The sequence below is a fragment of the Streptomyces xanthophaeus genome (assembly GCF_030440515.1).
In the GTDB taxonomy this organism is placed as follows: Bacteria; Actinomycetota; Actinomycetes; order Streptomycetales; family Streptomycetaceae; genus Streptomyces; species Streptomyces kutzneri.
In genome coordinates this window covers 2,484,099-2,505,779 of sequence record NZ_CP076543.1, presented here as the reverse complement: position 1 = coordinate 2,505,779, position 21,681 = coordinate 2,484,099, and the positions used below count along the sequence as shown (strand labels likewise).

Genomic DNA, 21,681 nt, shown 5'->3' with positions numbered 1-21,681 from the left:
GCGGATCCCCAGGTCAGGGCGGGTCTGTGGAGGCCGGGGGCCGGCGTGAGGTGCCGCGCCGGACGCGCAGGATGTACAGGCTGAGGATCAGCGCCCAGACCGGGAACACCAGCTCGGACCAGGGCACTCCGGAGCCGACCACCAGCAGGACCAGGCCGACGACGGTGCCCAGCAGGGCCAGTGGCCGCGGGAAGACGCCGAGCATCCGCCCGATGGTCGAGGTCGCGAGGACGAAGACGGCCGCCATCCGCATGGCGTACGTCGCGAGGAGGGTGTAGGCGAAGTGGCGGCCGAAATCGGAGGGCGTGCCCTCGGCCAGCACCGTGCCCGCCGCCGCGGCCGAGGCGAACAGGGTGGCCACGAAGACGAATCCGCTGCCGAGGAACACGGTGGCGACGAACCGGTCCTCGGCCGCACCCGTGTGCGCGCGCAGGGCACCCATGAACCAGAGGAAGAAGATGCCCGCGAAGGGCACGATCTCCAGTGCCACTTGGACCGCCCAGCGCTTGTCCGGGTCGACGGGCAGGTCGGCGGCGTTGCCCGACGGGACGGCGATCCGCATCAGGACGATCGCCGCCCCGAGCAGCAGGGCGAAGGCGATTCCGGCCATCCCGGCCGCGCGTGGCGTATCGAGCCGATCGGTCGTGGGACTCACGAACCCCTCACTCTCTCCCCTGGTCCAGCAAGCGGCAGTCACTGCCGCTCCACCACCGGGGGCGGCCGACCGGGTGAGGGGGCCCGGCCGGCCGGCGGGTCAGCCGACCGGCTCCGGCACCGGGGCGGCCGCCCCCTCGTCGGCCCCCTCGTGCTTGCCGTACCAGGCGACCGCCACCGCTCCGGCCACGGCCATGACGAAGCCGAGGACCGCGAGCCAGGCCAGGCCGGGGCGGGAGGCGTCGCCGAGCCACAGGACGCCGATCGCGCCGGGGAGCACCGTCTCGCCGACGACCAGGGCCGCCGTCGCGCCGTTCACCGAGCCGATCTGGAGGGCGACCGTGTGCAGGTACATGCCGCCGATGCCCGCCACCAGGATGGCGTAGAGGGCCGGGTCGGTGAGGAGGGTGCCGAGGTCGAACGGGTCCACGCCGTTCAGGATCCGGACGCCGACGCCGAGCGCGCCGAAGCCCAGGCCCGACAGCAGGCCCGCCAGGATCGCGGCGCCGCCGCCCAGGAGGCGTACGGCCACCGTGCCGCCCACCATCAGCAGCAGGGTGATCCCCAGCAGCCACCAGTGCGTGGACATCGGCGCGTGGTGGCCGCCCTCGTGGCCCGCGGCCGTCGCCAGCAGCACGAGCGCGGTGCAGACGACACCGATCGAGGCCCATTCCTTCCGGCTCAGCCGGATGCCGAGCATCTTCACGCTCAGCACGGCCGTGATCACCAGGTTGGCACTGATCACCGTCTGCGAGAGGAAGAGGGGAAGCAGCCGGGCGGCCAGGGCCCCGAGTCCGAAGCCCACGAAGTCCAGGATGGTACCGACGATGAATTCCCAGGTCATCGCCGCTTTCGCGGTCGACGACAGATTGGGGCCGCCATGGGCGGTCACCCCGGCGGCGGTCGGGGACATGCGTGCGGCGCGGCGCGAGCCGACGGCTTGCAGCACGGATCCCGTGCCGTAGCAGATGGACGCCGCGACAGCGGTCAGCAGGCCTATGAGCACCAAGGGCTCCGTTCACGTCTGGCAGGTTTTGCGGTACCTCTGCCAGACGTCGGAACGGGCCGGGAAGTTGCTTCCGGAACTCAGCTCATCGAAGCGAGGACGTCCGGGACCTCGTCCACCGCATCGACGAGCGCGATCCGCGACTCCATCGCACGGCCGCGCGCCAGCGCCTGGAGCAGGGGCCAGGCCGGCAGGTGCTCGGTCCAGTGGGCGCGGCCGACCAGGATCATCGGGGCCGGCTCGCCCCGGGACTCGTAGTAGTTGGGCGTCGCGTTGTCGAAGATCTCCTGGACGGTGCCCGCCGCGCCGGGCAGGAAGACCACGCCCGCGTTGGACCGTGCCAGCAGCCCGTCCTCGCGGGTGGCGTTCGCGAAGTACTTCGCGATGTGGCCCGCGAAGGCGTTCGGCGGTTCGTGACCGTAGAACCAGGTCGGGATGCCCACCGAGTCCCCGCCGCCGGGGAAGCGCTCGCGCACGGCGAAGGCCGCGCCCGCCCAGTCGGACACCGACGGCGCGAAGGAGGGGGCCTTGGCCAGCAGTTCCAGGGCCTCCGCGAGGGCCTCGTCCGGGGCCGGCGCCAGATAGGCACCGAGGTTGGCGGCCTCCATCGCGCCGGGGCCGCCGCCGGTGGCCACCTTCAGCCCGGACCGGGTGAGCGCCCGGCCGAGCTCCGCCGCGCCGCGGTAGTCCGCACCGCCGCGGGCCATCGCGTGGCCGCCCATCACACCGACGACCCGGACACCGGCGAGGTGCTCGTCGAGGGCGTCGGAGATGGCGTCGTCATGGACGGAACGGAGCATCGAGGAGAAGACGTCGCCGTCGGACTTCGTCTCCTGGAACCAGGCGTACGCCTCGGCGTCCGGGGTGATCTCGTACCCGCCGGGAAGCCCGGTGAAGAGCTCCTCGGGCGTGTAGAGCAGGCCCCGGTACGGGTTGAACGGCAGGTCCGGTACGGGCGGGAAGACCAGGGCGCCGTCGGCGCGGACCTTCGCCGCCGCGTCGGGCTCCATCGCACAGCCCAGGAACACGGCCGCCGAGGTGTCGGCGGAAAGCAGCGCGAAGGTCCGCTCCAACAGGTTGACCGACTGGATCCGGTAGCCGCTGAGCGAGCCGCGTGCCACGACCTGGTCGAATTCGGCGAGCGTCTCGATCTCGATGTCTGGGGTGACCATTCGGCCCACCCTAAGGGCTGCTCGTGTCAGCGGGTCAATGCCAGCGACGTCAGCTGCGCCACACCCCAGCTGAGCGGTACGCACACGGCCAGGAGCGCGGTGGCCCGCAGACTCGCGGCGGTGCGCAGGACGTTGGACGGGGCACCCAGGTCGAGCAGGGCCGTGCGTCCGGGCTGCCGGCTCCGGCGGGCCTCCACCACGGATGTGAGAAGGGTCGCGGCGGCGCACAGGGTCACCAGGGCGACGGCCGGCCAGGTCAGCGGACCCAGCGGTACGGGCAGCCCGCCCCGGTCGCGCAGGGCGAACGCGGTCAGGGTGCCCGCGGCCACCGAGCAGAGCACTCCCAGTGGGGGGCCGATCCGGGGGGCTTCCTCCTGGAGGGTCCGCCCGGCCAGCAGCCGCAGCGCTCCCGGGCGTACCGCTTGGACCAGGCTCCCGCAGGCGTAGGCGAGCCCGGGTCCGGCGAGGGCGAGCCCGACCGCGGTCAGCGACCAGCCGATGAGCATCCCGGCGTCGCCCCGGCCCGCGTAGGCCGAGGCCGCGAGCCCGCAGGCGGTCAGCGCGATGCCCCAGGGCAGTCCGGTCTGGGGGGCCAGCGGAGGGCGCGGGCGCAGCGCGAGGGCGGTGGCGGCCGAGGCGGTCAGGGGGATCAGGGCCAGCAGGGTGAGGGCGCCCGCCACCGGGAGCGGCTGGTCGGCGTGGAGCAGCTCGGCCCCGGTCCCGTCGAACGGCAGTCCCGCCAGTTCCCCGCGCAGGTGGAGGAAGACGGCCAGGGCCACGGCGCTGCCCAGGGCGCAGGCGACGGCGGTGGAGATCGCGGCGGCCAGCATGAGCCGGACGGGTCCCAGCCCGACGGCGTCCAGTCCCTCGCGGGGCTGGGTCGCGGGGTCGGCCCGGGCGACGACGACGGCGAAGTGGACGGTGACGGCCAGCGGGATCAGGGCCCACAGCAGGCGAGGGAACGATCCGGCGGGCTGGGCCACGGCACCGGCGAGTACATAGAGGAGCAGGAATCCGGTTCCGGCCGAGGCCGCGGCGACGAGGAGCCGCCGCAGCTGGACGAGCGGCCGGGAACCGCGGGCTAGGCGGAGAGCGAGCACGCGGCCTGGTCCTCCGTGGTGTCGGCGACGGGGGCGGCCGCAGCCGCGGCACCCGCGAGGCGGCCGTCGAGCAGGGCGATCCGGCGGTCCGCGACGGCGGCGGTGGCCTCGTCGTGGGTGGCCAGCAGCACGGTGATGTCGTGGGAGCGGGCGGCGGTGGTCAGCGTACGGAGCAGCAGGGCCCGGTCGGTGCGGTGCAGCGGGGCCGTGGGCTCGTCGGCGAAGATCACGGCGGGCTCGTTGACCAGGGCCCGGGCGAGCGCGACCCGCTGGCACTCGGCGCGGGTCAGGGCGCCGGGGCGTTTGCGGGCGAAGCCGGCGATGTCGAGGCGGTCCAGCCATTCGCAGGCGGCCTTGCGGGCGGTGCGGTGGGAGGCCCCGGCGAGCAGCAGGGGCAGGGCCGCGTTCTCCCAGACCTTCAGCTCGGGCAGCAGCTGGGGCTCGCGGCCGATCCAGCCGAACCGGTCGCGGCGCAGCCGTTCGCGGACGAGCGTGCCCATGGTGTGCACGGGGACGCTGTTGAACCAGACCTCGCCCTGCTGGGGCCGCAGCTGCCCCGACAGGCAGCGGAGCAGGGTGGTCTTGCCGCTGCCGCGGGGGCCGGTCAGGGCGAGGATCTCGCCCTGGCGGACCGCGACGGAGATCTCGACGAGGGCGGGGGAGCCGTCGTGGGAGTAGTGAAGGGACCGAGCCCACAGGACGTCATTGTCAGGCGGGGCAATGTCCGGTGGAGCCACCATGGCGTACACCTCCGTCCGAGGGAACGAAGCGGAACCGGTCGAAGTCACTGGCGCCGCACTGAGATGTAAAGAGATGAACGTCTTGGATGGTGACAGCACACGGCCCGGACCCCCGTGTTCTCACTCGAACGGAGGATCCGGGCCGTGTGGTTGGACTACAGCGGCTCGGGCGGTCTAGGCGCCGGTTACAGCTTGGTCCATGCCTCGGTGAGCACCGAGCGCAGGATTCCCTCGATCTCGTCGAAGGTGCCCTGGTCGGCGATCAGCGGCGGCGCGAGCTGGATGACCGGGTCACCGCGGTCGTCGGCCCGGCAGTACAGGCCGTTCTCGAAGAGCGCCTTGGAGAGGAAGCCGTAGAGCACGCGCTCCGTCTCCTCGTCCGTGAAGGACTCCTTCGTGACCTTGTCCTTGACGAGCTCGATGCCGTAGAAGTACCCGTTGCCGCGGACGTCGCCGACGATCGGCAGGTCGTGCAGCTTCTTCAGCGTCGAGAAGAAGGCGCCCTCGTTGTCCAGCACGTGCTGGTTGAGGCCTTCCTTGTCGAAGATGTCGAGGTTGGCCAGCGCGACCGCCGAGGAGACCGGGTGGCCGCCGAAGGTGTAGCCGTGCAGGAAGGTGTTGTCGCCCTTGTAGAAGGGCTCCGCGAGGCGGTCGGAGATGATGCAGGCGCCGATCGGGGAGTAGCCCGAGGTCATGCCCTTGGCGCAGGTGATCATGTCCGGCACGTAGTCGAACTTGTCGCAGGCGAACATCGTGCCGAGGCGGCCGAACGCGCAGATCGTCTCGTCGGAGACGAGGAGCACGTCGTACTCGTCGCAGATCTCGCGGACCCGCTGGAAGTACCCGGGCGGCGGCGGGAAGCAGCCACCGGCGTTCTGCACCGGCTCCAGGAAGACGGCGGCGACGGTGTCGGCGCCCTCGAAGAGGATCTCCTGCTCGATCTGGTCGGCGCACCAGCGGCCGTAGGCCTCGGGGTCGTCGCCGTAGATCGGGGCGCGGTAGATGTTGGTGTTCGGCACCTTGTGCGCGCCGGGGACCAGCGGCTCGAAGGGGGCCTTCAGGGCCGGCAGGCCGGTGATGGACAGGGCGCCCTGCGGGGTGCCGTGGTAGGCGACCGCACGCGAGATGACCTTGTACTTGGTGTGCTTGCCCTGCAGCTTGAAGTACTGCTTGGCGAGCTTCCAGGCGGTCTCGACGGCCTCGCCGCCACCGGTGGTGAAGAAGACCTTGTTCAGGTCGCCCGGCGCGTAGTGGGCGAGGCGCTCGGCGAGCTCGACGGCCTTGGGGTGTGCGTACGACCAGATGGGGAAGAACGCGAGTTCCTGGGCCTGCTTGTACGCGACCTCGGCCAGTTCCTTGCGGCCGTGACCGGCGTTGACCACGAACAGGCCGGCGAGGCCGTCGAGGTAGCGCTTGCCCTTGTCGTCCCAGATGTAGGTGCCCTCGCCCCGGACGATGGTGGGGACGGGGGAGTTCTCGTAGGACGACATGCGGGTGAAGTGCATCCACAAGTGGTCGTACGCGGTCTTGGAGAGGTCCTGGCTCACGGTTATCGGGTTCCCCACATGTAGGTCTGCTTCTTCAGCTTCAGGTAAACGAAGCTTTCGGTTGATCGCACGCCGGGGAGCGTGCGGATCTTCTTGTTGATCGTTTCGAGCAGGTGGTCGTCGTCCTCGCAGACGATCTCCACCATCAGGTCGAAGGACCCTGCGGTCATCACCACGTACTCGCACTCGGCCATGGCGGTCAGTGCGTCGGCCACCGGGTCGAGGTCGCCCTCGACGTTGATGCCGACCATGGCCTGGCGCCGCAGGCCCACGGTGAGCGGGTCGGTGACGGCCACGATCTGCATGACGCCCTGGTCGAGCAGCTTCTGCACCCGCTGGCGCACGGCTGCTTCGGAGAGGCCCACGGCCTTGCCGATCGACGCATAGGGACGGCGACCGTCCTCCTGCAGTTGCTCGATGATCGCCAGGGACACAGCATCGACCGAAGGGGACGGTTGTCTGTTCCTGGAATCTGCGCTTCGACTGACCACGACCTCACTGTGCACGAGGGTCGTCTGTTCCGCAAGACGGAATCGATGAAATCCGTTGTTTGAAGACTCTGATCTCACTGATTTCGTAGTTGGTGGCGTCTGGGTCTGTCGAAAGCCTCCGCCGAGAGGCTAGGCTTGGTAATCGTCTCAATCGTTGGACATGTGATCAGGAGTGTGGCTGTAGTGACCACCGAACTGCGTCGTCTGCGCAACTACATCGGCGGGGAGTTCAAGGACGCCGCCGACGGGCGGACCACCGAGGTGGTCAACCCGGCCACCGGCGAGGTGTACGCCACCGCCCCGCTCTCGGGCCAGGCCGATGTGGACGCCGCCATGGCCGCCGCCGCGGCCGCCTTCCCGGGCTGGCGCGACACCACCCCCGCGGAGCGCCAGAAGGCCCTGCTGAAGATCGCGGACGCCTTCGAGGCGCGCGCGGACGAGCTCGTGGCCGCCGAGTCGGAGAACACCGGCAAGCCCCTGGCCCTCACGGCCAGCGAGGAGCTGCCCCCGATGGTGGACCAGATCCGCTTCTTCGCGGGTGCCGCACGGCTCCTGGAGGGCCGCTCGGCCGGCGAGTACATGGAAGGGATGACCTCGATCATCCGCCGTGAGCCGGTCGGCGTCTGTGCCCAGGTCGCGCCGTGGAACTACCCGATGATGATGGCCGTGTGGAAGTTCGCCCCGGCGATCGCCGCGGGCAACACCGTCGTGCTCAAGCCCTCGGACACCACCCCGGCCTCCACCGTCCTGATGGCGGAGATCATCGACTCGGTGCTGCCCAAGGGCGTCTTCAACGTCATCTGCGGTGACCGCGAGACCGGCAAGGCCATGGTCGAGCACTCCACCCCGGCGATGGCCTCCATCACCGGCTCGGTGCGCGCGGGCATGCAGGTCGCCGAGAGCGCCTCCAAGGACGTCAAGCGCGTTCACCTGGAGCTGGGCGGCAAGGCACCGGTCGTGGTCTTCGAGGACGCGGACATCGCCAAGGCCGTCGAGGACATCGCGGTCGCCGGCTACTTCAACGCCGGCCAGGACTGTACGGCCGCCACCCGCGTGCTCGTGCACGAGTCGATCCACGACGAGTTCGTGGCCGCGCTCGCCAAGGCCGCCGCCGACACCAAGACCGGCCAGCCGGACGACGAGGACGTGCTGTACGGCCCGCTGAACAACCCGAACCAGCTCAAGCAGGTCGCGGGCTTCATCGAGCGCCTCCCCGCCCACGCCAAGGTCGAGGCGGGTGGCCACCAGGTCGGCGACAAGGGTTACTTCTACGCCCCGACCGTGGTCTCCGGCCTCAAGCAGGACGACGAGATCATCCAGAACGAGGTCTTCGGCCCCGTCATCACCGTCCAGTCCTTCGCGAACGAGGGCCAGGCCCTGGAGTACGCGAACGGCGTCGAGTTCGCCCTCGCCTCCTCCGTGTGGACCAAGGACCACGGCCGCGCGATGCGGATGTCCAAGAACCTCGACTTCGGCTGCGTGTGGATCAACACCCACATCCCGCTCGTCGCCGAGATGCCGCACGGCGGCTTCAAGAAGTCCGGCTACGGCAAGGACCTCTCCGCCTACGGCTTCGAGGACTACACGCGCATCAAGCACGTGATGACCTCGCTCGACGGCTGATCGGCCGCATCGATCACAGCACAGCGTTGACGGGGCGGGCAGTAGACAACATGTCTATTGCCCGCCCCCTCGCGTTCACCGAGGCTGTGCCCATGCCTGAACTCGCCTTTTCCCGCCGTTCTGCGCTGTACGGCCTCGGTGCCGCGGGCCTCGCGGCCGCCCTCGTCGGCTGCGGTGTGCCCGCCGCCTACGTTCCCGAGGAAGGGCGCGAGGGTCCCGACCGTTCCGAGCGGGACCGCAGTGTCACGTTCTCCAACTGGCCGCTCTACATCGACACCGACGAGGAGGACGAGGAGCGCCGCCCGACGCTGGAGCACTTCTCGGAGCGCACCGGTATCGAGGTCCGGTACACCGAGGAGATCAACGACAACGACGAGTTCTTCGGCAAGGTCAGCCCGGCCCTGATGAACCGCCAGGAGACCGGCCACGACCTGATCGTGGTCAGCGACTGGATGGCCGCCCGCTTCGTCCACCTGGGCTGGGCCCAGAAGCTGGACCGGTCGGCCCAGCCCAACGTGGCCCGGCACCTCGACCCGCAACTGCGCTCCCCCGCCTTCGACGAGGGCCGGCTGCACACCGTCCCCTGGCAGTCGGGGATCACCGGCATCGCCTACAACCGCAAGGCCCTGGGCCGGGAGATCAAGTCGGTCAAGGACCTGTGGCAGCCGGACCTGGCGGGCAAGGTCACCCTCTTCTCCGGCCTCGACGAGTCCTTCGCCCTGCTGATGCAGGGCGACGGCGTTGACGTTACCCGCTGGACCGAGTCCGACTTCCACCGGATGTGCGACCAGGTCGAGAACATGGTGAAGAAGAAGCACATCCGCCGTTTCACCGGCAACGACTACACCTCCGATCTGAGCAAGGGTGATGTCCTCGCCTGCCAGGCCTACTCCGGTGACGCCATCCAGCTCCAGGCCGACAACCCGGACATCGAGTTCGTCGTCCCGGAGGAGGGGGCCGAACTCTGGGCCGAGAGCCTGCTCGTCCCCAACCTGGCCCGGCACAAGGCCAATGCCGAGGCCCTCATCGACCACTACTACGCGCCCGAGGTGGCCGCCTCGCTCGCCGCCTCGGTCAACTACGTCTGCCCCGTCCCGGCCGCCCGGGAGGTCCTGGCCGCCTCCGACGACCAGGAGACCGCCGAACTGGCCGAGAACCCGCTGATCTTCCCGGACGACGACATGCGCAAGCGGCTGGTCGTGGCCCGGGACATCTCCTCGGCCGAGCGCCGGTCCCTCGCCAAGCGCTGGAACGCGATCGTCGGCCTCTGACAGAGCACCGGGCGGCGGATATTGAACACGTTCAGCAATTTGGCTGAACGTGTTCAGAAACGGGCGTAGGCTTCCTTCCATGAGCGAGAGAAGCGCCCTTCAGCGGCGGATCCGTGCCTGGTTGACCCTGTTCCTGATCTGCTTGGTGCTCAGCGGCCTCACGGCCTTCCCCCTGGTCAGTGAGCTCCGCTGGGCCAACGCCCTGATCGACAACGAGTGGCTGCGACGGGTGGGCGACGGGCTGGAGCGGGCCGACGCGGACTACCCCTTCCTCCTCTACGGAACCGACTGGCTCGCCTTCGCCCACCTCGTCATCGCCGTCTTCTTCTACGGGGTCCACCGCGACCCGGTCCGCAACATCTGGATCGTCGAAGCCGGCATGATCGCCTGCGCCGGAGTGATTCCGCTGGCCCTGATATGCGGTCCGATCCGGGGCATCCCCGTCTGGTGGAGCGTCATCGACATGTCGTTCGGCGTCTTCGGGGTGATCCCCCTGCTGATCCTCCGCCGCATGATCAAGCGCCTCGAAGCGATGCCTGCGTGAGGCCTACTCGGCGAAGGCCGCCATCACGACGCCCAAGACCACCGGGTTCGTGTCCTCGCCCTTGGCATTCGTGGAGTTGACCGAGTAGACCAAGGTGCGCGACAGGTCCCGCGTCGCGCCTATGCCGGTGTTGTACCCGTGCCGGCCCCCGGACTTGCCCCACACCACCGTGCCGTCCGGCAGGACGATCCTGGACAGTCCCGCGGTCATCGTGGCCTCCTTCCCGTCGGCGAAGTTCTTCACCGCGGGCACGGTGAACATCTCCTCCAGCTGGACCGCCGGCACGATCCGCCCGCTGAACAGGGCCTTGGTGAAGCGCTCCAGATCGGCCGTGGTCGAGATGATGTCCCCCGCCGCCCAGCGGTCCGAGGAGTTCCACTCGGTCACGTCCCGCAGCTCCCGGGAGCCGTCCGCCTTGGTGAGCGCCTGGTACCCATGGTTGTGCGGACCGTGGATCCTCGTCTGCGTCCGGGACGGGAAGGAGGTCTCATGCAGACCGAGCGGCCTCAGGATCCGCCGGCCGACCGCCTCCTCGTACGAGGTGCCCGTCACCTTCTCGACGAGCACGCCCAGCACGGTGTAGTTGATGTTCAGGTAGTGCTGGGCCGAGCCCGGGGTGAACTCCCGCTTCTTCGCGAAGGCATTGACCAGCTGGTCGTGGGGGTCGGTCACATCGAAGCGGTGCTCCCACTGCGCCTCGAACGAGTCGCCCGGGCCGTCCGCCGCCGGTATGCCGCTGGTGTGGTCGAGCAACTGCCGGACGGTGACCGCGCCGTAGGCATCGGGAACCGTCCCGGGCAGGTACCGCCGGACCGGCCGGTCCAGATCCACCCGGCCCTCGGCCGCCAGCTGGAGCACGACCGCCGCGGTGAAGGTCTTGGTCACCGACCCCGCCCGGAACCTCCCCCGCTCGACGGCCGCCCGCCCGGTGACGATGTCCGCGACACCGGAACTGCCCCGCCAGCTACCGCTCGTACCCCCGACGCGGACCAGCGCGGCAGTCGCGTCCTTGTGCTCCGCTCCGAGACCGGCGATCGCCTGCTCCAGTACCGCGGCATTCGGCGGGGCCGGTACGAGGGGCACCGAGACGCCCGCCGTGCCTCCCGCCCCTGCGGGGACCGAAGCGGCGTGTGCGACGACGGGTCCGGACGCGATGCCCAGGACCAGAGCGGCTGCGATCAGAGTGCGCGTACGTGCGTTCATCGTGGTGTGCTCCCCCTGTGAGGTCATCGGCGCAGTCTGCCCCGATGACCTCAATGCTCCAGGTCGGAGGGGTAGTTGCGGATCACCGTCCAGAGGGGTCTTCACCGGTACGACAACTACCCGGTGCGGGGGAGGCGACTCGCCGTCCCCTCACTCCCCGGAGGGAGTACCCGCCGCGATCAGGCCCGTCTCGTACGCGCAGATCACCGCCTGGATCCGGTCCCGCAGCCCCAGTTTCGCCAGCACGTTCCCCACATGCGACTTCACCGTGTGCTCGCTCACCACCAGCGACGCCGCGATCTCCGCGTTGGACAGGCCCCGCCCCAGGTGCAGCAGCGTCTCCCGCTCCCGCGCCGTCAGCACCTCCAGCCGGTCCGCCGGAAGGCAGGGCCGCGCCGTCGCCGTCGTGTACTCCTCGATCAGCCGCCGCGCCACCGACGGCGCCAGCAGAGACTCGCCCGCAGCCACCACCCGTACGGCGTGCACCAGGTCGTCCCGCCGCACGTCCTTCAGCAGGAAGCCGCTCGCTCCCGCGTGCAGCGCCTCGTACACGTACTCGTCCGAGTCGAAGGTCGTGAGCATCACCGTGCGGCACGCGCTCCCGGCCGAGATCGCCCGGCACGCCTCGATCCCGTCCAGCACCGGCATCCGGATGTCCAGCAGCGCCACGTCCGGTGCGAGCCGCGCCACCGCCTCCACCGCCGCCGCGCCGTCCCCCACCTCCGCCACGACCTCGATGTCCTCCTGGACGTCCAGGATCATCGCGAAGCCGCTGCGCACCAGCTCCTGGTCATCGGCCACCACCACACGGATCGTCAATTCCCCACCTCCAGCGGCGAGGTTACAAGGGACACCCGCACCGCGTACCCGACCCCGTCCGGGCCCGGGCCGGACTCTGCGGTTCCGCCGTGGGCCGCCGCCCGCTCGCGGATGCCGATCAGCCCGTGCCCGCCCGCGGCGCCACCGGGTCCCCGGCCGTCGTCCGTGACCGTCACCGTGAGCGTCCCCGGTCCGTACCCGAGCGTCACGTCCGCCGCCGAAGCACCGGCGTGCTTGACCACGTTGGTCAGGGCCTCCTGCACCACCCGGTGCACGGTCGCCTCCAACGCGGCCGGCAGCTCGCGCACCGCGCCGGTCCGTTCGTACGTCACCCGCAACCCGCTGGCCCGCACCCGGTCCACCAGCTCCGTCAGCCCGGCGATCCCCGGCTGCGGGCTCCGGGGCGCGGCTTCGTCGGTGCGCAGCACGCCCAGCATCGCGCGCAGCTGCGCCATCGCGTCCCGCCCCGTCTCCGCGATCGCCTCGAAGGCCGCCTCGGCGCGCTCCGGGGCCCTGCGCACCGCCACGGGTCCGGCCTCGGCCTGCACGATCATGATGCTGACCGCGTGCGAGAGGATGTCGTGCATCTCGCGCGCGATCCTGGCCCGTTCACGCGCGGCGGCCTGCTCCGCCTCGATCCGGTTGGCCCGCTCCAGTTCGGCGGCACGGGCCTCCACGGCCGCCGTGTACGCCTGCCGCGTGTGCTGGAGCCGTCCCAGGGCGTAGGCCGCCGCCGAGACGAAGAGCGTGAACAGCAGTTCCCGCGCCGTCCCCGTCTCCCAGCCCACCGACACGGCGACCACCACCACGGTGGCCAGCCCCACGGCCGCACGGACCCGCGGGGCGCACTGCAGGGCGACCGTGTAGAAGGCGATGAGGCCCGCGTACGGCAGCGGCTGGCCCGGCCCGTCGACCGCGACCTTGTAGATCCCTCCGAGGACCAGGATCCCCGCCAGTACACCCACCGGTGCCCGCCGCCGCCAGATCAGGGGCAGCACGGCGGCCGTGGTCAGCGCGTACGAGGTCCAGGTCGCGGGCGGGAGATCGGGCGACCGGGGCACGACGAACGGCATCGTGACGGCCAGCTGCACCAGCAGGGTCAGGCCCAGGTCCTGCCACCGCGGACCGGCGCCGCGTATGCCCTCCCGGAAGGCCCGTATCACCGCCCGAGCCCGCTCCGGACGGCCGTCAGCGCGTCCAGCCGGTTCGTGGTGATCGAGTCGACCCCCGCCGCGACGAGGCCCTTCATCGTCCGCTTGGTGTCCGCGGTCCAGGCCGACACGAGGAGGCCGTCCCGGTGGAGCGCGTCCACCAGATCCCGGCTCACCAGTCCGAAGCGGTAGTTGAGCCAGCGCGGTGCCACGGCGTCGATCAGAGCCCGCCGCGGCGGCGACAGGGAGGTCCAGGTCAGCGCGATCTCCGCGCCCGGATCGGCGGCCCGGACGGCCAGCATCGTGTTCGGGCCCGCACAGTAGTACGTCCGCTCGCGCGCTCCGCACTCGCGGACCTCGCCCACGACGATGCGCACCGCCTCGGGCGTGGCGCCGGGGAGGTCGAGCATCAGCCGGCCCGGCCCGGCGGCCGTCAGGGCGTCGCGCAGCGTGGGAACTCCGCCCAGCGTCAGCCCCTTCAGCTGCGGGGCCGTGACGTCGTCGAGGCGTACGTCGTGGCCCCACAGCCGCAGGAGCGTGTCGTCGTGGAGGAGCACCGGCACCCCGTCCCTGGTCAGCCGTACGTCGATCTCGACGGCGTCCGCCCCGCGCGCGAAGGCGGAGCGGATCGAGGCCAGGGTGTTCTCACGGACACGGTAGGGATCGCCGCGGTGGCCGACGGCAGTCAGAGTGCTCATGTCCCCATTCTCAGGGGCGCAGTTGCCGAGAACGCGTCAGCGCGCGAGCCATTCCTCGGTGTACGTGTCGATCTCCGCGTTCAGCTTCGCCTTGCCGGCCGCGTCCAGGAAGGAGGCCTCGACGGCGTTCTTGGCGAGCTGCGCGAGCCCGCGCTCGTCGAGGTCGAGGAGGCGGGCGGCCACCGCGTACTCGTTGTTCAGGTCGGAGCCGAACATCGGCGGGTCGTCGCTGTTGATGGTGACGAGCACGCCGGCCGCGACCATCTCCTTGACGGGGTGCCGGTCGAGGTCGGTCACCGCGCGGGTCGCGATGTTGGAGGTCGGGCAGACCTCCAGCGCGATCCGGTGCTCGGCGAGGTACGCGAGCAGCTCCGGGTCCTGGGTGGCGCTGGTGCCGTGGCCGATGCGCTCGGCGCCGAGCTCGCGGATGGCGTCCCAGATCGTCTCCGGGCCGGTGGTCTCGCCGGCGTGCGGGACGCTGCGCAGGCCGACGGCGCGGGCGGCGTCGAAGTAGGGCTTGAACTGCGGGCGCGGGACGCCGATCTCGGGGCCGCCGAGGCCGAAGGAGACCAGCCCCTCGGGGCGGTGGTCGACGGCGAGCCGGGCGGTCTCGGCGGCGGCCTCCAGGCCGGCCTCGCCGGGGATGTCGAAGCACCAGCGCAGGATGACGCCGAGTTCGCTCTCGGCGGCCCGGCGGGCGTCCTCGATGGCCTCCATGAAGGCCTTCTCGTCGATGCCGCGGCGGGTGGAGGAGTACGGGGTGATGGTCAGCTCGGCGTAGCGGATGTTCTGCCGGGCCATGTCGCGGGCGACCTCGAAGGTGAGGGTGCGCACGTCGTCCGGGGTGCGGACCAGGTCGACCACCGACAGGTAGACCTCGATGAAGTGCGCGAAGTCGGTGAAGGTGAAGTAGTCGGCGAGGGCCTCGGGGTCGGTGGGGACCTTCGAGTCGGGGTGCCGGGAGGCGAGCTCGGCCACGATGCGCGGGGATGCCGAGCCGACGTGGTGGACGTGGAGTTCGGCCTTGGGCAGCCCCGCGATGAAGGGGTGCAGGTCGGTCATGGGGGTGCCTCCGGGAGGACGCGGGTGCGGGCAGGTCGGGATTCATCGTAGGCACGCCCGTGACTGTCGGTGGCAGCGCTTAGCATGGCTGTACGAGAGGGGGGCGCCGTATGACCGACAGCAGTCCCGAGCCGCGAGACCCGTGGGCGCCGCTGGAGCGGCCGGCGGTCGAGCTGGGCAAGCCGCAGGGAGCGCCGGGCGTGTCGGGCCCGCCGTCCGTGCACGACCAGCCGACACTCGCGGGGATGCCGGGCGACCAGTTCCCCCCGTCCGCGCCGGTCCCGTCCGCACAGCCCCCGGCTCCGATACCGACGCCGACCCAGACCCCGCCCCCGATGACCGGGCCGCCCGCGTCCGCGGCGTACGGGTACCCGGCCCAGCCCGGCTACGGATACCCCGGTGACGCCGGATACCCCGCGCAGACCGGTCACCCGGGGTATCCCGGATACCCGGGATATCCCGGCCAGGGCGCGTACCCGCCGCCCTACGGGGCGCAGCGCAGCAACGGCTTCGGCATCGCCGCGCTCGTCCTCGGCATCCTCGCGGTCGTCGGCTGCATCACCAGCTTCTTCGCGATAGCCCTCGGGGCGGCCGCGGTCGTCTTCGGCGCCCTGGGCCGCGGCAAGGCGAGCCGCGGCGAGGCGGACAACGGCGGGATGGCGCTCGCCGGCATCATCCTGGGCGCGATCGGCATCGTGCTGGGCGCCGTGATGATCGCGGTCATATTCGCCGGCTTCATGGAGCGCGGCTCCACCGACGACTCGCCCTACGACAGCCCCTACGACAACTCCCAGGTGCGCGAGAAGGTCTGACCGGACGGCCTCAGGAGGCCCAAGGCCAGTCGGCGTCGCGGCCGGCCTCGATCAGGGACACCATCCGGAAGGCCCCGTCGGTGAGCCCGCCGAAGGTGTGCCGGTTCGCGGTACCGGAGGGCGCGTGCCCCACCCGGTGGCCGGCCAGGTTCCAGGTGTAGACCGGAACCGCGGCCGGTACCTCGGCGGTCGGATCGCCGCCGTAGCCGTACGAGGCGGCCTGCTCGTCGGTGACGATCAGCACCCGGTCGTGGCCGTCGTAGTACTTCTTCACCGCCGCGGCCGTGTAGGTCCCCCCGAGCTGCCCGAACCGCTCCAGCACCTTCAGTACGGACTCGCCGCGGTCGCACCGGACCGCCTCGCTGGTCGTACCGAACTGCACCAGGTCGGCCTGCTCGGCCCGCAGCGCCAGCGCCGTTCCGAAAATGGCCGCCGCGTCCGCCCGGTTGAGCTCGGAGCGGTCCGACAGCGGGGACCACATCGACCCGGACCGGTCGACGAGGACCAGCGTCCGGCCTGGCAGCGCCGGTACGTTGGCCAGCGAGTGACCGAGCGCCTGCTCCAGCGGGTACGACCAGCGCAGCGAGGGCGCGTGCTGATAGGCGGCCAGGTAGCGGAAGGGGAACTGCCGGGACCGGGCGACGACCTCCGGGTCGGAGATCCTCGCCGCGACCTGTGCGGCCACCGCGTCCGAGACTCCGGCCCGGTCGAAGTTGCGCAGGTTGCGCAGCAGCGCCATCGCACCCATGGACGGGATGACCGCCTCCCAGGCGGCCGCGTCCATCGGCCCCTGCAGCCAGCCGGCCAGCGACTCCCAGGTCATTCCCGCCGCCGCGAGCCGCTCCGCCCCCTCCGGGGCGGTGACCTGTGCCCGGCGCTCCTGCACCGGCAGCTCCATCAGCTCCCGGTGGGCCACGAGGGTCCGGTTGTCCGCCGGGACCTCGGCGCTCTCCGGGTTGTGCCTGCGGTCGAGGGCATGGCGGAACAGCTCGCCCTGCCAGGGCTTGGCCGGGTCGGGGGAGGCGTGCACGAGGTTGAGGACGTCGCCGAAGCGGTAGGCCTTGGAGTCGGTGTCGTACTTCAGCAGCGAGGTGCCGGAGTAGAGGCGCCGCACGGCGTCGGCGATACCGCGCTTGACGGGCTTGGGCACGTTGCGCCCGTACGCCGCCGTCCAGTAGGCCAGCAGCTCACCGGGCTCGTCCGCGCGCCGCAGCACGGAGTCGACCACCTGGCGGTTCGAAGGCCCCTCGGTGGCGCCGGCGTCGAGCCGGGCCTTCACGTACTCGGCGGCGCCGACGAGCGAGGCGGTCCGCATGTTCGCGTCCCCGCGGAGCCAGCCCAGCAGGCCGGCCGTCCAGTCGGGATCCTCGACGGCGAGGGTGCGTACGAGCGCCGCGAACCGGTCGTCGCGCGCCCCGCCGCCCTCATAGGCGGTCCGCTGCGTCACGAAGTTGGCGACGGCGAGCAGGAACAGCTCGGAGCGCGGGTCGCGCAGGTGGCCCGGGCCGCCCTGAGCGGTACGGGCGGGTCCGGCGGAACGGACGGGCGAAGTGGGCGACGCGGGCGCCGACGTGAGCGCGCGCCGGTTGAAACGAGCCATGAGAATCCCCCCGAATTCGATGGAAGCGGGGGAGGCGTCGGGTGGGGGATGCCCGAGATCGGGAGTCGGCGGCGGACTTTATGCCCGACGAGCTACCTGGCTGCTCCACCGGCCCGTTCCCTTGCGGGTGACGAGCCGGGTGGGATTCGAACCCACGACCTCCGGGTCCCCAGAAGTAACCGTCGCCTGCGCACCGGGCATCCCCCACGCCGGCCTCCCGAGATCAAGGTGGCGGCGGCCTGGGTTTCTTTGCAGAAGAAGGAGCCGCAGCCTGCGCACCGGGAGGTGCGTGACGTAGGTGTCCAGAGATCGAAGCCGGCGAAACCACAAGGTGCTCTGCCAGCTGAGCTACACCGGCCCGAAGCCGGTGACGGGACTCGAACCCGCGGCCGCCCGATTATGAGTCGAAGTAGGTCTCGCCTTCGCACCTGGACGCTGATCACGTTAGGCGGCCCGTCCGGGCCGCCGCCACGCATTTACGTCAGCGGGACGGCGGCGGCCCGGCGCCGCTGCGTCACCCGCTCGTCCCGCGCAGCCGCTCGCGGGCCTCCATGAGGGCGAAGCCCAGCAGGTTCAGTCCGCGCCAGCGCGCCGGGTCCAGGGCGCGCGCGTCGTCGGCCGCCAGCCCGATGCCCCAGATCCGGTCCATCGGACTCGCCTCCACCAGCACCCGGTTCCCGGTGCCCAGCAGGTAGCCGCGCAGCGCCGGGTCGGAGTCGAACTTGTGCACGCTGCCCTCCACCACCAGGGCGAAGCGCTCCCGCTCCCATATCGCGTTGTCGAAGCCGCGCACGAGCCGCCCGACCTTCTTCGCCTCCGCCGGGCTCTTGGCCCCCACGGCGGCGCGCTCCGCCTCGGCATCGCCGAAGAGCCGGGCCTTGCCGGCCATCATCCAGTGCTCCGCAGTCGCATAACGGACGTCACCGACAGTGAAGGAAGCGGGCCACCACTGGCTCAGGCAGCTGGGACCGAGCCTGCCGTCCGGCTGCGGGCGGTGCCCCCAGAACGGCAGGTACTTCACCCGCTCACCACGGCTGACCTGCTTGATCAGTTCGTCCATCATCTCCATGCACGCGAGTCTGGCAGTCGCCACTGACACTTCGTACGGGTTTTTCGGTGTGCCTCGACACATGGTCGACCGATTCCGTCGCGTAATCAAAAGGCAACAACGGAATCACTTGGCCGAGGGCATCACCTCTGCCAGGATCGGCACTCAATTCGAGCTGTAGCTCGAACTGTAGCTACGGAGAGCGTGAGAGCGTTATGGGCAACCGCTTCCAGGTCAAGGACCGCTTCGCAGACGGCGCGCAGTACATCGACGGGCAACTGAGGTCCGGCACCTCCGGACAGTCACACACCGTGGTCGATCCGGCGACCGGCGACGAGGTCCTGACCTACGAGCTCGCGAGCACCGCGGACGTCGACGAGGCCGTCGCCGCCGCCAGGAGGGCCTTCCCGGGCTGGTCCGGCGCCACCCCCGGCGAGCGCTCGGACGCCCTGCACCGGCTGGCGGCCGTCCTGGCCGAGCAGGCGGAGGACTTCGCGTACGCCGAGTCCCTCCAGTGCGGCAAGCCGATCAAGCTGTCCACGGAGTTCGACGTCCCGGGGACCATCGACAACGCCGCCTTCTTCGCGGGCGCCGCCCGGCACCTCCAGGGGCAGGCGGCCGCCGAGTACTCGGGCGACCACACCTCGTACGTACGCCGTGAGGCCATCGGGGTCGTCGGCTCCATCGCGCCCTGGAACTATCCGCTCCAGATGGCGGCCTGGAAGATCCTCCCGGCGATCGCCGCGGGCAACACCATCGTCCTCAAGCCCGCCGAGCTCACCCCGCTGACCTCCCTGATGTTCGCGCAGGCGGCCAAGGACGCGGGCCTGCCCGACGGCGTGATCAACATCGTCACCGGCGCCGGCCGGGAAGCCGGAGAGCACCTGGTGGGCCACCCCGACGTGGTGATGACCTCCTTCACCGGCTCCACCGCCGTCGGCAAGCGGGTCGCCGAGATCGCCACCGCCACCGTCAAGCGGCTCCACCTGGAGCTCGGCGGCAAGGCCCCCTTCCTCGTCTTCGACGACGCCGACCTGGAGGCCGCCGCGCACGGCGCCGTCGCCGCCTCCCTCATCAACACCGGCCAGGACTGCACGGCCGCCACCCGTGCCTACGTCCAGCGCCCCCTGCACGACGCCTTCGTCTCCCGGGTGGCCGAGCTGATGGAGAGCGTCCGCCTCGGCGACCCCTTCGCGCCCACCACCGATCTGGGCCCGCTGGTCTCGCACGCCCAGCGCGACCGGGTCGCCGGGTTCGTCGAGCGTGCCCGCGCCTACGCCACCGTCGTCACCGGCGGCGAGATCCCGGCCGGGGACCTGGCCGAGGGCGCGTACTACCGGCCCACCCTCATCGCCGGCGCCGCCCAGGACAGCGAGGTGGTCCAGTCCGAGATCTTCGGCCCGGTCCTCGTCGTCCTGCCCTTCGACACCGATGACGAGGGCATCGCGCTGGCCAACGACACCCCGTACGGACTCGCGGCCTCCGCCTGGAGCCGTGACCTCTACCGGGCGAACCGGGCCACCCGCGAGATCAAGGCGGGCTGCGTCTGGGTCAACGACCACATTCCGATCATCAGCGAGATGCCCCACGGAGGCTACAAGGCCAGCGGCTTCGGAAAGGACATGTCGACCTACTCCTTCGAGGAGTACACGCAGGTCAAGCACGTGATGTACGACAACACCGCGGTAGCCGAGAAGGACTGGCACCGCACGATCTTCGGGGACCGTCCGTAACCATCTGCGGCCGACGCCGCGTGGGCCCACCGCCTGACCAGCGGTACACCTCCCGAAAGGGCACAGCGCATGGAGCAGTTCGAGCCCGACCGCCTCTCGGCGGCGCAACTCGCCGCGATGCGGCGCAGCATCACCAGCGGGCGCGGCGCCCTGACCCGCCGCTCGCTGCTGCGCGCCTCCGGAGTCGGAGCGCTCACCCTCGGAGGGCTGTCCGCCCTCACCGGGTGCGGGATCCCGCCCGCCAAACGTGAGGGCGACGCGGCAGCGGCCTCCGACGACCACTCGGCCCAGGAGAAGGAGATCAACTTCTCCAACTGGACCGAGTACATGGACACCAGCGAGGACGAGAAGAGCCGTCCCACGCTGGAGGAGTTCACCAAGCGGACCGGTATCGACGTCAAGTACACCGAGGACATCAACGACAACGTCGAGTTCTTCGGCAAGATCCGCCCCCAGCTCGCGGCCGGCCAGGACACCGGCCGCGACCTGATCGTGGTCACCGACTGGCTGGCCGCCCGCATCATCCGCCTCGGCTGGGCGCAGAAGCTGGACCCCGCGAACCTCCCGCACGCCTACGCCAACCTGATCCCGCAGTTCCGCACCCCCGACTGGGACCCGGGACGGTCCTACAGCTACCCCTGGACCGGCATCGACACCGTCATCGCCTACAACGAGAAGGCGACCGGCGGCAAGAAGGTCGACTCCGTCACCCAGCTGCTCGACGACCCCTCCCTCAAGGGCCGCGTCGGCTTCCTCACCGAGATGCGCGACAGCGTCGGCATGACCCTGCTCGACCAGGGCAAGGACCCGGCGAAGTTCACCACCGCCGACTTCGACGAGGCCATCGGCCGGCTCCAGAAGGGCGTGGACAAGAACCAGATCCGCCGCTTCACCGGCAACGACTACACCTCCGACCTCGACAAGGGCGACATCGCCGCCTGCCTCGCCTGGGCCGGGGACATCATCCAGCTCCAGGCCGGCAACCCGGACATCAAGTACGCCATCCCCGCCCCCGGATACATCACCTCCAGCGACAACCTGCTGGTTCCCGCCAAGGCCCGGCACAAGGCCAACGCGGAGAAGCTGATCGACTTCTACTACGAGCCCGAGATCGCAGCCCAGCTGGCCGCGTACATCAGCTACGTCTGCCCGGTCGAGGGCGTCAAGGACGAGCTGGCCAAGATCGACCCCGCGCTCGCGGACAACCCCCTGATCGTCCCGGACAAGGCGATGGCCGCCAAGGCCCACGCCTTCCGCTCCCTCACCAGCGAGGAAGAGACGGCGTACGAGGAGAAGTTCGCCAAGCTCATCGGCGCCTGACGCACGCCTTGCGGCGGGCCGGTCCCGCCGGACCGCGGCGCCGGCCGCCGGACCTTTCCGGCGGCGGCGCGGCCCGGCCCGGTCGAC

General features: G+C 70.8%; 20 protein-coding genes. 6 read left to right on the top strand and 14 right to left on the bottom strand.

Going from position 1 to position 21,681, the window contains the following annotated elements:
• Nucleotides 1-13 precede the first annotated feature (13 nt).
• From KO717_RS10510 to KO717_RS10480, 7 genes are all read right to left on the bottom strand, one after another.
• Nucleotides 14-655, bottom strand: a complete 642-nt coding sequence (locus tag KO717_RS10510) for a hypothetical protein (protein ID WP_301366212.1) — start codon at nucleotides 653-655, stop codon at nucleotides 14-16.
• A 99-nt stretch (nucleotides 656-754) separates the two neighbouring features.
• On the bottom strand, nucleotides 755-1,660 hold the full coding sequence (locus tag KO717_RS10505; protein WP_301366210.1) for a hypothetical protein: 906 nt from the start codon (nucleotides 1,658-1,660) through the stop codon (nucleotides 755-757).
• Between the two features lie 80 nt (nucleotides 1,661-1,740).
• Nucleotides 1,741-2,832, bottom strand: coding sequence for an LOG family protein (locus tag KO717_RS10500; RefSeq protein ID WP_301366209.1), 1,092 nt, complete (start codon nucleotides 2,830-2,832; stop codon nucleotides 1,741-1,743).
• Nucleotides 2,833-2,858: 26 nt separating this feature from the next.
• Nucleotides 2,859-3,932 (bottom strand): hypothetical protein, encoded by a 1,074-nt coding sequence (locus KO717_RS10495; protein ID WP_301366207.1) that lies wholly within the window; start codon nucleotides 3,930-3,932, stop codon nucleotides 2,859-2,861.
• Nucleotides 3,914-4,672, bottom strand: a complete 759-nt coding sequence (locus KO717_RS10490; RefSeq protein ID WP_301366205.1) for an ABC transporter ATP-binding protein — start codon at nucleotides 4,670-4,672, stop codon at nucleotides 3,914-3,916. The genes KO717_RS10495 and KO717_RS10490 overlap by 19 nt, the downstream gene beginning before the upstream one ends.
• A gap of 185 nt (nucleotides 4,673-4,857) precedes the next feature.
• Nucleotides 4,858-6,237 carry an aspartate aminotransferase family protein gene (locus KO717_RS10485; protein ID WP_301366203.1) on the bottom strand — a complete coding sequence of 460 codons (1,380 nt, stop codon included), beginning with the start codon at nucleotides 6,235-6,237 and terminating at the stop codon, nucleotides 4,858-4,860.
• The gene (locus KO717_RS10480; protein ID WP_007266859.1) at nucleotides 6,222-6,725 is read right to left on the bottom strand and encodes an Lrp/AsnC family transcriptional regulator; all 504 of its coding nucleotides are present in this window, start codon (nucleotides 6,723-6,725) and stop codon (nucleotides 6,222-6,224) included. The genes KO717_RS10485 and KO717_RS10480 overlap by 16 nt, the downstream gene beginning before the upstream one ends.
• A 168-nt stretch (nucleotides 6,726-6,893) precedes the next feature.
• Here KO717_RS10480 and KO717_RS10475 point away from each other — a divergent pair, with 168 nt between their 5' ends.
• The 3 genes from KO717_RS10475 (at nucleotide 6,894) to KO717_RS10465 (ending at nucleotide 10,148) form a co-directional block, all read left to right on the top strand.
• A complete protein-coding gene (locus KO717_RS10475) occupies nucleotides 6,894-8,333 on the top strand; it encodes a gamma-aminobutyraldehyde dehydrogenase (RefSeq protein ID WP_301366200.1) in 1,440 nt (479 codons plus the stop codon).
• 92 nt (nucleotides 8,334-8,425) lie between these two features.
• The gene (locus tag KO717_RS10470) at nucleotides 8,426-9,604 is read left to right on the top strand and encodes a polyamine ABC transporter substrate-binding protein (RefSeq protein ID WP_301366199.1); all 1,179 of its coding nucleotides are present in this window, start codon (nucleotides 8,426-8,428) and stop codon (nucleotides 9,602-9,604) included.
• 79 nt (nucleotides 9,605-9,683) lie between these two features.
• Nucleotides 9,684-10,148, top strand: a complete 465-nt coding sequence (locus KO717_RS10465) for a hypothetical protein (protein ID WP_301366198.1) — start codon at nucleotides 9,684-9,686, stop codon at nucleotides 10,146-10,148.
• A gap of 3 nt (nucleotides 10,149-10,151) precedes the next feature.
• Here the strand turns inward: KO717_RS10465 and KO717_RS10460 are convergent, their stop codons facing one another.
• The 5 genes from KO717_RS10460 to KO717_RS10440 form a co-directional block, all read right to left on the bottom strand.
• Nucleotides 10,152-11,351 carry a serine hydrolase domain-containing protein gene (locus tag KO717_RS10460; protein ID WP_301374455.1) on the bottom strand — a complete coding sequence of 400 codons (1,200 nt, stop codon included), beginning with the start codon at nucleotides 11,349-11,351 and terminating at the stop codon, nucleotides 10,152-10,154.
• A 150-nt stretch (nucleotides 11,352-11,501) separates the two neighbouring features.
• On the bottom strand, nucleotides 11,502-12,170 hold the full coding sequence (locus tag KO717_RS10455) for a response regulator (RefSeq protein WP_301366197.1): 669 nt from the start codon (nucleotides 12,168-12,170) through the stop codon (nucleotides 11,502-11,504).
• Nucleotides 12,167-13,333, bottom strand: a complete 1,167-nt coding sequence (locus tag KO717_RS10450; protein ID WP_437184488.1) for a sensor histidine kinase — start codon at nucleotides 13,331-13,333, stop codon at nucleotides 12,167-12,169. The genes KO717_RS10455 and KO717_RS10450 overlap by 4 nt, the downstream gene beginning before the upstream one ends.
• Nucleotides 13,330-14,019, bottom strand: coding sequence for a glycerophosphodiester phosphodiesterase (locus KO717_RS10445; RefSeq protein WP_301366196.1), 690 nt, complete (start codon nucleotides 14,017-14,019; stop codon nucleotides 13,330-13,332). The genes KO717_RS10450 and KO717_RS10445 overlap by 4 nt, the downstream gene beginning before the upstream one ends.
• Before the next feature lie 36 nt (nucleotides 14,020-14,055).
• Nucleotides 14,056-15,081 (bottom strand): adenosine deaminase, encoded by a 1,026-nt coding sequence (locus KO717_RS10440; RefSeq protein ID WP_301366195.1) that lies wholly within the window; start codon nucleotides 15,079-15,081, stop codon nucleotides 14,056-14,058.
• 110 nt (nucleotides 15,082-15,191) lie between these two features.
• Here KO717_RS10440 and KO717_RS10435 point away from each other — a divergent pair, with 110 nt between their 5' ends.
• Entirely contained in the window at nucleotides 15,192-15,893 is a 702-nt protein-coding gene (locus KO717_RS10435; RefSeq protein WP_301366193.1) for a DUF4190 domain-containing protein, read from the top strand.
• Nucleotides 15,894-15,903: 10 nt separating this feature from the next.
• Here the strand turns inward: KO717_RS10435 and KO717_RS10430 are convergent, their stop codons facing one another.
• Both KO717_RS10430 and KO717_RS10425 read right to left on the bottom strand, forming a co-directional pair.
• Nucleotides 15,904-17,493 (bottom strand): TROVE domain-containing protein, encoded by a 1,590-nt coding sequence (locus tag KO717_RS10430; RefSeq protein WP_301366191.1) that lies wholly within the window; start codon nucleotides 17,491-17,493, stop codon nucleotides 15,904-15,906.
• A gap of 514 nt (nucleotides 17,494-18,007) precedes the next feature.
• Complete coding sequence (locus tag KO717_RS10425) at nucleotides 18,008-18,562, bottom strand: NADAR family protein (protein ID WP_301366189.1); 555 nt, start codon at nucleotides 18,560-18,562, stop codon at nucleotides 18,008-18,010.
• A gap of 194 nt (nucleotides 18,563-18,756) precedes the next feature.
• Between KO717_RS10425 and KO717_RS10420 the strand changes: the two genes are divergently transcribed.
• Together KO717_RS10420 and KO717_RS10415 are read left to right on the top strand one after the other, a co-directional pair.
• Nucleotides 18,757-20,274 (top strand): gamma-aminobutyraldehyde dehydrogenase, encoded by a 1,518-nt coding sequence (locus KO717_RS10420; RefSeq protein WP_301366187.1) that lies wholly within the window; start codon nucleotides 18,757-18,759, stop codon nucleotides 20,272-20,274.
• A gap of 69 nt (nucleotides 20,275-20,343) precedes the next feature.
• The gene (locus KO717_RS10415; RefSeq protein ID WP_301366185.1) at nucleotides 20,344-21,594 is read left to right on the top strand and encodes a polyamine ABC transporter substrate-binding protein; all 1,251 of its coding nucleotides are present in this window, start codon (nucleotides 20,344-20,346) and stop codon (nucleotides 21,592-21,594) included.
• Nucleotides 21,595-21,681 lie beyond the last annotated feature (87 nt).

Excerpts from the sequence above, each read along its gene's own strand:
- KO717_RS10500 (WP_301366209.1), bottom strand. The coding sequence starts at position 2,832 with ATGGTCACCCCAGACATCGAGATCGAGACGCTCGCCGAATTCGACCAG.
- KO717_RS10490 (WP_301366205.1), bottom strand. The coding sequence starts at position 4,672 with ATGGTGGCTCCACCGGACATTGCCCCGCCTGACAATGACGTCCTGTGG.
- KO717_RS10470 (WP_301366199.1), top strand. The coding sequence starts at position 8,426 with ATGCCTGAACTCGCCTTTTCCCGCCGTTCTGCGCTGTACGGCCTCGGT.
- KO717_RS10465 (WP_301366198.1), top strand. The coding sequence starts at position 9,684 with ATGAGCGAGAGAAGCGCCCTTCAGCGGCGGATCCGTGCCTGGTTGACC.
- KO717_RS10460 (WP_301374455.1), bottom strand. The coding sequence starts at position 11,351 with ATGAACGCACGTACGCGCACTCTGATCGCAGCCGCTCTGGTCCTGGGC.
- KO717_RS10445 (WP_301366196.1), bottom strand. The coding sequence starts at position 14,019 with ATGAGCACTCTGACTGCCGTCGGCCACCGCGGCGATCCCTACCGTGTC.
- KO717_RS10440 (WP_301366195.1), bottom strand. The coding sequence starts at position 15,081 with ATGACCGACCTGCACCCCTTCATCGCGGGGCTGCCCAAGGCCGAACTC.
- KO717_RS10435 (WP_301366193.1), top strand. The coding sequence starts at position 15,192 with ATGACCGACAGCAGTCCCGAGCCGCGAGACCCGTGGGCGCCGCTGGAG.
- KO717_RS10430 (WP_301366191.1), bottom strand. The coding sequence starts at position 17,493 with ATGGCTCGTTTCAACCGGCGCGCGCTCACGTCGGCGCCCGCGTCGCCC.
- KO717_RS10425 (WP_301366189.1), bottom strand. The coding sequence starts at position 18,562 with ATGGAGATGATGGACGAACTGATCAAGCAGGTCAGCCGTGGTGAGCGG.
- KO717_RS10420 (WP_301366187.1), top strand. The coding sequence starts at position 18,757 with ATGGGCAACCGCTTCCAGGTCAAGGACCGCTTCGCAGACGGCGCGCAG.
- KO717_RS10415 (WP_301366185.1), top strand. The coding sequence starts at position 20,344 with ATGGAGCAGTTCGAGCCCGACCGCCTCTCGGCGGCGCAACTCGCCGCG.